This window comes from Paenibacillus sp. sg306046, assembly GCF_059821225.1.
The window spans coordinates 1-11,294 of sequence record NZ_JCAMRT010000033.1 but is presented as its reverse complement, the minus strand read 5'-3'; the positions used below and the strand labels follow the sequence as shown (position 1 = coordinate 11,294).

The 11,294-nt window shown below is 56.6% G+C and carries 9 protein-coding genes; 8 read left to right on the top strand and 1 reads right to left on the bottom strand.

Features of this window, described 5'->3' with window-relative positions:
• The first annotated feature begins 10 nt into the window (after positions 1-10).
• Together pflB and pflA are read left to right on the top strand one after the other, a co-directional pair.
• Positions 11-2,290: a formate C-acetyltransferase gene (pflB, locus tag AC6ROY_RS23255; protein ID WP_500102958.1), complete on the top strand. Its 2,280-nt coding sequence runs from the start codon at positions 11-13 to the stop codon at positions 2,288-2,290.
• Positions 2,287-3,018: a pyruvate formate-lyase-activating protein gene (pflA, locus tag AC6ROY_RS23250; protein WP_500102957.1), complete on the top strand. Its 732-nt coding sequence runs from the start codon at positions 2,287-2,289 to the stop codon at positions 3,016-3,018. Before pflB ends, pflA begins: the two co-directional genes overlap by 4 nt.
• A gap of 125 nt (positions 3,019-3,143) precedes the next feature.
• Here the strand turns inward: pflA and AC6ROY_RS23245 are convergent, their stop codons facing one another.
• Complete coding sequence (locus AC6ROY_RS23245; RefSeq protein WP_500102956.1) at positions 3,144-3,272, bottom strand: DUF6254 family protein; 129 nt, start codon at positions 3,270-3,272, stop codon at positions 3,144-3,146.
• Positions 3,273-3,452: 180 nt separating this feature from the next.
• On the opposite strand from AC6ROY_RS23245, the gene AC6ROY_RS23240 reads away from it, so the two are divergent.
• From AC6ROY_RS23240 to AC6ROY_RS23215, 6 genes are all read left to right on the top strand, one after another.
• Positions 3,453-4,667 (top strand): MFS transporter, encoded by a 1,215-nt coding sequence (locus AC6ROY_RS23240; RefSeq protein ID WP_500102955.1) that lies wholly within the window; start codon positions 3,453-3,455, stop codon positions 4,665-4,667.
• A gap of 58 nt (positions 4,668-4,725) precedes the next feature.
• The gene (locus AC6ROY_RS23235) at positions 4,726-6,240 is read left to right on the top strand and encodes a response regulator (protein WP_500102954.1); all 1,515 of its coding nucleotides are present in this window, start codon (positions 4,726-4,728) and stop codon (positions 6,238-6,240) included.
• On the top strand, positions 6,230-7,969 hold the full coding sequence (locus AC6ROY_RS23230) for a sensor histidine kinase (RefSeq protein WP_500102953.1): 1,740 nt from the start codon (positions 6,230-6,232) through the stop codon (positions 7,967-7,969). The genes AC6ROY_RS23235 and AC6ROY_RS23230 overlap by 11 nt, the downstream gene beginning before the upstream one ends.
• Positions 7,970-8,090: 121 nt before the next feature.
• A complete protein-coding gene (locus AC6ROY_RS23225; protein ID WP_500102952.1) occupies positions 8,091-9,440 on the top strand; it encodes an ABC transporter substrate-binding protein in 1,350 nt (449 codons plus the stop codon).
• 58 nt (positions 9,441-9,498) lie between these two features.
• The gene (locus tag AC6ROY_RS23220; RefSeq protein WP_500102951.1) at positions 9,499-10,365 is read left to right on the top strand and encodes a carbohydrate ABC transporter permease; all 867 of its coding nucleotides are present in this window, start codon (positions 9,499-9,501) and stop codon (positions 10,363-10,365) included.
• Positions 10,362-11,189, top strand: coding sequence for a carbohydrate ABC transporter permease (locus AC6ROY_RS23215; RefSeq protein ID WP_500102950.1), 828 nt, complete (start codon positions 10,362-10,364; stop codon positions 11,187-11,189). Before AC6ROY_RS23220 ends, AC6ROY_RS23215 begins: the two co-directional genes overlap by 4 nt.
• Positions 11,190-11,294 lie beyond the last annotated feature (105 nt).

Genomic DNA, 11,294 nt, shown 5'->3' with positions numbered 1-11,294 from the left:
AGGGGTAACGATGGCTATTCAGGAAACGGCAGCTGCGGCTGGCGCGGGGGTTGCAGACTTGGCTTCATGGCGCAGCTTTTCGGCAGGCAAATGGCAATCCCATATCGACGTGAAGGATTTTATCGACCGGAACCTGAAGCCCTATACAGGCAACGAGAGCTTCCTGGCAGGGCCGACTGAAGCGACAGAGCAGCTATGGCAGCATATCCGCGAGCTGATGCTCAAGGAACGGGCCAATGGAGGCGTGCTGGACGTAGACGTGCAAACGGTCTCGACGATTACCTCGCACGGTCCCGGTTATATCGAGCAGGGGCTGGAGCAAATTGTCGGCTTGCAGACCGATGCGCCGTTCAAACGGTCCATCCAGCCGTTCGGCGGCATCCGGATGGCGGTTGACGCCTGCGAGGCTTACGGCTTCAAGGTGCCTGACGAGATCGTCAAGCTGTTCACAGATATTCGCAAAACGCATAACCAGGGCGTATTCGATGCGTATACGACCGGGATGAAGCTTGCCCGCAAGGCAGGCATTATTACCGGGCTGCCCGATGCGTACGGCCGCGGCCGGATCATCGGCGACTACCGCCGCGTCGCGCTGTACGGCGTGGATCGGCTGATCGCAGGCAAGCAGCAGGATCTGCTCCAGCTTGAGGTCGCTCCGATGACCGAGGAAGTGATCCGCGACCGCGAGGAGCTGTCCGAGCAAATTCGCAGCCTGGCTGAGCTGAAGGCGATGGCGCGCTCCTATGGCGCGGACATTTCCAAGCCGGCAGGCAACGCGAAGGAAGCGATCCAGTGGGTATACTTCGCGTACCTCGCGGCGATCAAGGAGCAGAACGGCGCTGCGATGAGTCTCGGCCGCGTCTCCAGCTTCCTTGATATTTTCATCGACCGGGATCTGGCGGAAGGGACGCTTACGGAGGCTCAGGCGCAGGAGCTGGTGGACCACTTCGTCATGAAGCTGCGGATCGTGAAGTTTCTGCGTACGCCGGATTATAACGAGCTGTTCAGCGGCGACCCGACGTGGGTAACCGAGTCGATCGGCGGCATGGCCCTGAACGGTACGACACGGGTAACGAAGTCTTCGTTCCGCTTCCTGCACACCTTGTACAATCTCGGTCCTGCGCCGGAGCCGAATTTGACCGTGCTCTGGTCCCGGAAGCTGCCGGACGGCTTCAAGCGTTACTGCGCCAAGGTGTCCATCGAAACGAGCTCGATTCAATACGAATCCGATGACCTGATGCTGCCGCATTACGGCGACGATTACGGGATCGCCTGCTGCGTATCCGCGATGCGGATCGGCAAGCAGATGCAGTTTTTCGGGGCGCGGGCGAATCTCGCCAAGGCGCTGCTGTATGCGATCAACGGCGGCGTGGATGAGAAGCTCGGCGTTCAGGTCGGACCGGCGTCGGCTCCGATTACGGGCGACCGGCTCGTGTACGAGGACGTGTACGCCAAGTTCGATCAGGTGATGGAGTGGCTGGCCGGACTGTATATGAACACGTTGAATGTCATTCATTTCATGCATGATAAATACAGCTACGAGCGCATCGAGATGGCGCTGCATGACCGGGAAATTTTACGGACGATGGCTTGCGGCATCGCCGGTCTGTCGGTCGTCGCCGATAGTTTGAGCGCGATCCGCTACGCCGAGGTGAAGCCGATTCGCAATGACAAGGGCATCGCGGTGGACTTTGAGATCATCGGCGATTATCCGAAATACGGCAATAATGACGACCGCGTCGACCAAATTGCCGTCCAGCTGGCCGAAGCGTTCATGAACAAGCTGCGCAAGCACCGGACGTACCGCAACGCGCTGCCGACCATGTCGGTGCTGACGATTACGTCGAACGTCGTGTACGGGAAGAAAACAGGCACAACGCCGGACGGCCGCAAGGCGGGAGAGCCGTTTGCGCCGGGCGCGAACCCGATGCACGGGCGCGATACGAAGGGCGCGCTTGCATCGCTTAGCTCGGTCGCCAAAATTCCGTATGAGCATTGCCTCGACGGGGTATCCAATACGTTCTCGATCATTCCGAAGGCGCTGGGCCGCGAGGAAGAGGTGCGGGCGCAAAATCTGGTCGCGCTGCTGGACGGCTACGCGGAGAGCGGCGGACATCATCTGAACGTCAACGTCTTTAACCGCGAGCAGCTGCTGGATGCAATGGAGCATCCGGAGCAATACCCGCAGCTGACCGTACGTGTTTCCGGCTATGCTGTCAACTTCATTAAGCTGACTCGGGAGCAGCAGCTTGATGTCGTCAATCGGACCTTCCACGGTTCGATCGGATGAAGGGACGGATTCACTCGCTCGATACGTTCGGCACCGTAGACGGTCCCGGTATCCGGTTTGTGCTGTTCATGCAGGGCTGCGCGCTGCAGTGCGCCTTCTGCCACAACCCTGATACGTGGGATACCGGCGGCGGCCGCATCGTGGATGTGCCTGCGGTGCTGAAGGAAATCGAGTCGTTTCTCCCGTATTACCGGAGCTCCGGCGGCGGCCTGACCGTCACCGGCGGCGAACCTACGCTCCAGGCTCCCTTTGTCGCCGAGCTGTTCCGGGAGGTCAAGCAGCGCTGGGGCTTGCCCACCGCCCTCGATTCTTCGGGCTTCTGCGAGCCGGAGCATGCGGAAGCGCTGCTCGCGCAAACCGATCTGGTGCTGCTGGATCTCAAGCACATCGACCGGACCAAACATGAGGCGCTGACCAGCCAGCCGAATGACCGTATTTTGCGCTTTGCGCGCAAGCTGTCCGAGCTGGGCAAGCCGATGTGGATCAGGCATGTGCTGATCCCCGGCATTACTGACGACGCCCATGATCTGCTGGAGCTGGGCCGGTTTATCGGCTCCCTGCGAGCAGTGGAGAAGCTGGAGGTGCTGCCATATCACCGGATGGGCGTGTACAAATGGCAGCAGCTCGGACGCCGCTATCCGCTGGAGGACGTGCCTGCGCCAACCGATCACGAGGTGGAGCGCGCCCGTCGTCTGATAGCACAGGGCCGGGCGGAGACGGAGCGGTAATTAGTTCTGAAAGCTCTGCAAATTATGAAAGCCATTGGCAAGCTCTGCCAAGCCTCTTGGACAGCCCTGCAGCCGTGCTGCAGGCAAGCGAAGACCCTGCCGGGTGCGGCAGGGTCTTCGCGCATTCACTTGTTCCGATGCTGGGCATCGTATTCATCCGAATATTCGGCAAGCGATTTGACCTTGCCGTGCGGATGCGGGGACTGCTTGCGGATTTTCCATTCATTTTCCTGTCGGCGTTTGGCATGGCTCATCGTGATCACGTCCCTTTCCGGAAGTAAATTCGGATAGAAGCAAGCTGATGCTTCTATAGCATGCCTGAGACGGGCCTTTCTTATTACTTGTTGCAATCTCCGGCCTGTTCCCGTAAAGTGAATTCGGGATGAAGCGCCGCTTGGCGCATGCACAGCTTGATAATGGAGGTTGACGCCGACGTGAGAGCATTTATTTGGACAGGTTGTTTTTCTTATTTGTTGATCGGACTGGCGCATGTCATCATCGGTTCGCTGCTGCCGGAGCTGCTGGCTCACTACGGCAAAGATTATAGCGACGGAGGACAGCTTGTGGCTTTGCAGTTTTCCGGGTTTCTGGTAGGGGTATTGGCCGGTCCCTGGTGCTCCGCCAAACTTGGCAGACGCGGAGCGCTGCTGCTTTGCCTGTTATGCCTGACTGCGGCCGAAACCGTTTTCTTTACGCTGCCGCCGTGGACGGCGGTGCTGCTGACGGCGCCGCTCGCGGGCTTCGGCTTCGGGATGGTAGAGACGATTATCGGCGGCATCGTGATCGGCTTTATGGAGGAGTCCCGCAAAACATCTGCGATGACTCGTCTGGAGGTGTTTTTTGGCGTCGGAGCGTTGGCGATGCCACTAATCGTATCAGGGCTGATCTCGGCGGGCTGGTGGCGCGGCTCTTTCCTGACGCTGGCCTCGTTGTCGGCCGCTGCGCTGCTGCTGTGGCTCCTGCTGCCGATGGGCCGGATGTCTGCGATTATGAACAAGCAAACGAATGAACCGGCATTGGCCGCCGCGCCTGACAGGAAGCCGGATGAGCTGTGGAGAGGCCGGCACTTGTCTGGCCTGCTGCTTTTTATTGCGATCTTCGCTTTGTATGTAGGCTCCGAGATGAGCATTGCGAACTTTCTGCCCTCGATCCTGCTGGAGCAGTCGGGTGTCCGGCCGGAGCTCGGCGCTTTGTCGGTTACCTGCTTCTGGGGAGCGATGGCGGTCGGTCGGCTGTTTGCGGCTCGGCTCGCAGGCAAGTGGGGAAACGTACGGTACATGATCATAAGTTGTGCCGGGGGAACGCTGGCGTTGGCGATGCTTGCTTCCACGTTCAGCATCGGAATCGGCTTCGGAATTATCGTGCTGCTGGGTCTTCTCATGTCCGGGATGTTTGCCATAGCGCTTATATTCGCCAATTCGTTCTTTCCCGGCCGCGAGGAGCGGGTGACCAGCATTCTGATTGCATCCGGCGGCGTTGGAGGTGCCTTGATCCCCCTGCTGACGGGCTGGTGCATGGACCATCTGCCGCTCCGGCTGACGCTCATCGTGCTTGTCTCCTTGTACGCGCTGCTTTTCATCCTCGTTCTGGTTGCTGCCCGATTCCGTTTGCATACAGCAAGTGAAGGTCAGGCTCAGGTCGGTTCCTGAGTCGAATACAAGACGAGCTAACAGGTGCTTGCGATCATCTAACGAAGGGGACCTTGCTATGTTGAGAGCGGTTGTATTTGATGATGAATTTATTGTCTGCCAAGGTCTTGGCAAAATGATTGACTGGAAGCGCTATGGCGTGGAGCTGGTCGGTACGGCAGGCGACGGGCTTGCCGCGCTGCAATTATTTCGGGAACAGCGTCCCGATATTGTGCTGACGGATATTCGGATGCCGGGCATGGACGGGCTGCAGTTGATCGAAACGGTGGCCGATGAGGCCAAGGATACGATGTTTATCGTGCTCAGCGGATTTAACGAGTTTGAATACGTGCGGCGGGCGATCGGGCTTGGCGTGGTCGATTATTTGGAGAAGCCGATTACGGTGCAGAAAGTCGAACAAGCGATGGACAAGACGCTGGAGCGGATTCGGAAGCAGCGAGCGTTCAGCGAGATGAAGTCGGACTTGGAGGCAAGCCGCGAGCAATTGCTGGAGAAGGCGACGCTGGATTTGCTGCTGGCGGGCGATAAGGCGCTGGATCGATGGAAGCAGTGCTACGGGCCGCAGTGGAGCCGTGTATGCGGCGTTACGGTGCTGGCCTTTACCGAGAGGCAGCTCGCATGGCCGGAAAATGAATCGTTCCGGATCGTCAACCTGACGCACGGCGAAGAATGGTTTTCCGTCGTCTTTCAGCATCAGCAGAGCCTGGACGAGCTGTGGGGAATGCTCGCGGCGGCGGATAGGCAGGGCAGCGTATTTGCGTCAGGAGGCACCTACCCTTCACCGGGGGATGCGCCCAAAAGCACCACGGAGGCGCGGCGGGCTCTGAGGTACGGCAAGTTTCTGGAGGAAAGCGGCTGGGTGCGCATCGAGGACATCGGCGGTGACGACGGGCTTCCGAATAATTTGACCGGGCAGGAGGAAGCGGTTGTATTTGCGTTGCGCACAGGCAACAAGGCGGAGCTGGACAGGCTGCTCGCAGAGCTGCAGAGCTGGATGGAGGAGCGGAAGCTTGATCCCGACAAGGCCGAGCAGGAGCTGGTGCGGCTGCTTTACCTTAGTCTGGAGGTGCTCAAGGAAGCGACTGGAGCCTTGGGCGAGCTGGGCACGATCGCGCATCAGGAGCTTGGCGGCATGCAGACGTACGAGGAAATGTTCAGCTGGCTGAACAGCAAGCTTACGGCGATGCTGCTCCGGCTAAGCGAAGCGCGGCGGTCGACCAAGCATGCAGCGGTGGAGCAGGCGCTTGCCTATATGGAACATCATTACGGGCAAGATATTTCGCTGCAGGAAATTGCAGGCCAGGTAGGACTGAATCCGACTTATTTCAGCCTGCTGTTCAAGGAGCAGATGGGCGTTTCCTACATCAAGCATTTGACGAACCGGCGTATGGAGCAGGCCAAGGTGCTGCTGCGGGGCGGCATGCTGGTCGGCGATGTCAGCGAGCGGGTCGGCTATCTGACCTACCGGCATTTTACGGAAACGTTCAAGAAGCAGGTCGGTATGACGCCCAAGCAGTACCGGGAGGTTAGCTGCTTGGAGACGGGCCCTAAGGATGAAGCCTATGAATCATAGACGCTGGCTCAGCAAGCTGCGCTTCAAGCGAATCCGAAGCCGATTTCTGGCGGCGATGATTTTACTGACGCTGCCCTCGATCATGCTGCTTGGCTATATCTCGTTTAACGTGACGAAAACGACGCTGACCGATATGAACGAAAAAACGAATCTTGACCATCTGCGCACCTCCAGCGAGGTAGCCGATCTGCTGTTCCGCAATATTGCGAACTTTCATTTCTCCATCGTGGTGAACGATGAGATCAGGCATAATTTACGGCTTAGCGGGGAGGCAGCCGAGCTGCAGCCGGAGCTGGTGAGGCTCACCTCGAACAGGCTGCAAAATTTGATCAGCAGCAGCTCGGCGGATACGAGATATGTAACCTCGGTCTGCCTGTTCGATCTGAAGCAGCGCACGTACTGCTTCGGCCGCTCCGATGACGCGGGCGTCTATGAGGGAGCCGATAAGGCGGCGGCGATCGCCGGGTCGGACTGGTACAAGCAGGCGTACGAGAACAACGGCAAGGTCGTTTTTTATGCGAAGGATATTTTTCAGGAAACGGATAAATCTTTCTCGACGGTGAAGCTGTTTCGGGATGCAGGGGATTCCAGCGGGGAGCCGATCGGCCTGCTGGTCGTGAACGTATCCAAGTCGATCTTCGACAAGGTGTTCGGCAGCGGCAATGCAAGCGGCTCCTTTATGGTGCTGAGCGGCTCGGAAAATCACTCGGCGGCGGTTTATAACGAGACGGAAGCGGTCGTGCCGGCGTTCGGGTCGACCGTGGAAACGCTAAGCGAGCTGCGCGAAGCGGGGTTTCTGGTTAATCCGTTTCTGAATCAGACAACAAACTGGACCTTTGTCCATCTGGTCAAAGCCAAGGAGCTGCTCAAACAAACCGAAAACATTCGCTGGGCGACAACGGTCATTGCCGCTGTGTTCGCGGCTATCGCGCTGGCGCTCTCCTATATGATGTCCGGCTCCATCACGCGGCCGCTGCTACAGCTCAAGAAAATGATGATTGACTGGACGCTTGGCAAGCGGGACGTGCCGGCCCGATTTGCGCAGGACGAGGTGGGCGTCATCGGCGAGACATTTCAGCGGATTGCCCATGAAAACGAGGAATTAAATGCCAGGCTTATGCATGCGGAGCTGAAGGAGCGGGAAGCGGAGCTTCGCGCGCTGCAATCGCAGATCAAGCCGCATTTTCTGTACAATACGCTGGATTCGATCTATTGGATGGCGCTGCTGCAAAATAATCACGATGTGGCCCAGATGGCGGTGTCGCTCTCCGAGAGCTTCAAGCTCAGCTTGAACAAGGGCAAGGAGACGATCCTCGTCTATAACGAGCTCAAGCATATCGAGCGTTATCTTACGATTCAAAATATTCGCTTCAACAATCGGTTCCAGTACATCGAAGACGTGGAGGAGTCGATCAAGCCGCTTGAAATGATGAAGCTGCTGCTGCAGCCGCTCGTTGAGAACGCGATTTATCACGGACTGGAGCCCAAGATAGGCGCCGGAACGATTCGTTTGACGGGACGCTTTGAAGGCCCTTATGTTGTCTTCACCGTCGAGGATGACGGCGTCGGCATGGCGAATGTGGAGCAAACGGAGCACGGCTATGGCATGCGTAATGTGAAGGAGCGGCTGGCGCTCTACTACGGCCCGGACAGCACGCTTGGGGTTTGGAGCGAGCCTGGCGCGGGTACCCGAATTACGCTGCGGTTTATGCCGCCTAACCGAACCTGAAAAAATCAGACATTTACCCAAAAAATAGAGCGCTTACATGTTGATCCTCCGGCATCTACAATAAACACAGAAGAAGGCAGCAGCTTTCTCAAGCGAGAACAGCAAAGGGGGAAGTAACAAAATGAAACAGAAAAGCTGGAAATCATTTGCTGCGGTGCTCGGTACAGTTGTGCTCAGCGGCTCGCTCGCCGCATGCAGCGGGGGAGCGGGCACTACCGAAGGGACGAGTTCGACGTCACAGAGCGGAACGAATGAAGCTGGCAAAAAAGTAAAGATCTCGATGCTCGTCGATAACGTGCAGGATACGGTTAATTTGTCCAATGCGTATATCAAGGCATTCCAGAGCAAGCATCCGAACATTACGGTTGAGCTGGAGACGCGTCCAGGCGGCGCAGAAGGCGATAACATCGTCAAAACGAGGCTGGCTACAGGCGACATGGCGGACGTCTTTTTCTATAATTCCGGTTCCCTGATGCAGGCGTTGACGCCGGAAAAAAATATGCTTGATTTGACGAAGGAGCCGTTTCAGGCGAATATTATGGATTCGTTCAAATCAACCGTCAGCTACAACGGCAAAGTATTCGGCGTGCCGACCGGCTCAACGAACGCAGGCGGCTGGTTTTACAACAAAAAGATATATGCCGAGCTTGGCCTGAAGGTGCCGCTTACCTGGAATGAGCTGATCGCCAACAACGAAAAAATAAAAGCGGCAGGCAAAGCTACGCCGGTCATTGGCACGTATAAGGACACCTGGACGTCACAGCTCGTCGTGCTTGCGGATTACTACAACGTACAGGCGCAGGTTCCCGGCTTTGCGCAGGACTTCACCGCCCACAAGGCGACGATTGCCGGTACGCCGGCTACGCTGCGCAGCTTCGAGAAGCTGAAGGAGCTGTACGACAAAGGCTTCATGAATAAGGATATGCTGGCCACGACTTATGACGCGGGGTTGAAAATGCTGGCTGAAGGCAAGGGGGCCCACTATCCGATGCTGTCGTTTGCTGTCCCGGCCATTGTCCAGAATTATCCTGACAAGGTGGACGACATCGGCTTCTTCGCTCAGCCGGGGGACGATGCGGGCAAAAACGGCTTGACGATCTGGATGCCGGGAGCGGGCTATATTTACAAGGAAAGCAAGCATATTGAGGAAGCCAAGCTGCTGCTGGCGTTTATTGCCTCCGTGGAAGGAACTGAAATCGCTTCTAAGGTCACAAGCCCAACCGGTCCGTATTTGGTTAATGGCTCCGCCATTCCTGACAATGTGCCGGGCTTCGTGAAGGATATGCTGCCGTACTTTAAAAATAACCACACAGCGCCGGCGCTTGAATTTGTGTCTCCGGTCAAAGGACCAAGCCTGGAGCAGATTACCGTTGAAGTTGGCGCAGGCATTAAAAACGCGCAGGAAGGCGCGGCCGCTTACGACAAGGATGTGGAGAAGCAGGCGAAGCAGCTTGGACTGCCAGGCTGGTAGGCTATAAAGCTCGGCCCTGCTGCCCCGCAGGGCCGAATCTGTTAAGGAGAGATGCCGGATGAACAGCATTTTCAAGCGAACCTATTCCTACTGGTTTCTGCTGCCTGCCGCTGTTATTTATGTTGTTATTTTTATATTGCCAACGACGATGTCATTTTTCTTCAGCATGACGAGATGGACGCTGACGGACTGGCAGTTTATCGGGCTGGAGAACTTTATTACGTTTTTTCAGGAGCAGTCGTTAAGCATCGGCTTCAAAAACACGCTAATCTACGCGATCGTCACTTGCTCGCTGAAGGTGGTGCTCGGGCTGCTGCTTGGCGTGCTGCTAACCTCGAAAATCAGGACCAAAAGCTATTTGCGGTCTGTTATATTTTTTCCTACGCTGGTCAGTACAATCGCCGTCGGCATCGCGTTCAGCATGATGATGCACCCGACGCAGGGCGTTATCAATACGGCGCTTGCCGCCCTCGGGATCGAAGGTCCGGATTGGCTTGGCGATCCGAGAATTGCGTTGCTTTCAGTCGCTTTGGTCGACGTATGGAAGGGCGTCGGGTTTGCTACGGTCATCTATATTGCGGGTATTTTGTCCATACCGGACGAGTATTACGAGGCGCTGCAAATTGACGGCGGCAGCAGCTGGCACAAGTTCTGGAACATTATCGTGCCGTTGAGCCGCCCGGCGACGAATACGGTCATTATGCTGGCGTTTATCGGCGGGCTGCGCTCGTTTGATCTCGTCTGGGCGATGACGAAGGGCGGGCCCGGCTTTACAACCGACTTGATCGCCTCCATCATTTACAAGCAATACCAGGGCGGCTTCTACGGCTTGGCGACGGCCGGCAACGTCATTTTGTTCCTCGTCGTATCCGCGTTGGCTTTCCCGCTGTATACCTACTTGAATCGCAGGGAGGTAGACCTATGAGAGCGCTCAGAAGCTGGAGTCTTGAGGTCGTCGCCGTGCTGCTGTCGATTGTCGTGTTCTGGATTCCGTTTTATTTCATTATCGTCAACGCAGGCAAGGATACGAAGGAGTCGTCGCTGCTCAGCCTTTCCTGGCCTTCTACCCTGCACTACTGGGAAAATATGAAAACGGTCGTTGCCGCCCGGGACTACATGCTCCTTCGCGCCTTCGTGAACAGCACCGTGCTGACCGTCGTGTCGATTGTCATTTTGATCGTTTTGTGCGCGATGGCGGCTTACGTGCTTCAGCGCCGGACGGGAAGGCTGTCGCCGCTGTTTAATTTTCTGATTTTGGCGGGCCTGATCATTCCCCCGGCGATCGTGCCGACCATTTGGGTCATGGACGGTCTGGGCATTTTTAAAACGATGTTTGGACTTATTATGGTTGAGGTAGCGCTCGGTTTTCCATTTGTTGTGCTGTTGTATAAGGGCTTTATGGCGGCCATTCCACGCGAGGTGGATGAAGCGGCGGTAATTGACGGCAGCGGGGGCGCACGCTTGTTTTTCTCGATCATTTTGCCGCTGCTGCAGCCTGTCACCGCGACCGTCATCGTGCTTCAGGCGGTTACGATTTTTAACGATTTCACCAATCCGCTTTATTTTCTGCCGGGCTCCAGCAATGTAACGGTGCAGCTTACGCTTTATAACTTCCAGAGCCAGTACATCTCACAGTTTAATCTATTGTTTACGAACATCTTGCTCATCACGATTCCGCCGCTTGTGCTGTTCATTTTTTTCAACAAGCGCATTGTCGCAGGTATGACCGCAGGGGCTGTTAAAGGGTAACGAAGCGGAGAGCAGATCAGAACAGATCAGGAATCAGATCCGAGAACAGGGAGAGGATACGATGTTAAACGTGCTTACCGTTCGTTGTGAGTATCAAAGCGAGCT

What these genes read in the sequence shown, in the direction of transcription:
- pflB (WP_500102958.1), top strand. Translation starts at nt 11, where the DNA reads ATGGCTATTCAGGAAACGGCAGCTGCGGCTGGCGCGGGGGTTGCAGAC.
- AC6ROY_RS23225 (WP_500102952.1), top strand. Translation starts at nt 8,091, where the DNA reads ATGAAACAGAAAAGCTGGAAATCATTTGCTGCGGTGCTCGGTACAGTT.
- AC6ROY_RS23230 (WP_500102953.1), top strand. Translation starts at nt 6,230, where the DNA reads ATGAATCATAGACGCTGGCTCAGCAAGCTGCGCTTCAAGCGAATCCGA.
- AC6ROY_RS23220 (WP_500102951.1), top strand. Translation starts at nt 9,499, where the DNA reads ATGAACAGCATTTTCAAGCGAACCTATTCCTACTGGTTTCTGCTGCCT.
- pflA (WP_500102957.1), top strand. Translation starts at nt 2,287, where the DNA reads ATGAAGGGACGGATTCACTCGCTCGATACGTTCGGCACCGTAGACGGT.
- AC6ROY_RS23235 (WP_500102954.1), top strand. Translation starts at nt 4,726, where the DNA reads ATGTTGAGAGCGGTTGTATTTGATGATGAATTTATTGTCTGCCAAGGT.
- AC6ROY_RS23215 (WP_500102950.1), top strand. Translation starts at nt 10,362, where the DNA reads ATGAGAGCGCTCAGAAGCTGGAGTCTTGAGGTCGTCGCCGTGCTGCTG.
- AC6ROY_RS23245 (WP_500102956.1), bottom strand. Translation starts at nt 3,272, where the DNA reads ATGAGCCATGCCAAACGCCGACAGGAAAATGAATGGAAAATCCGCAAG.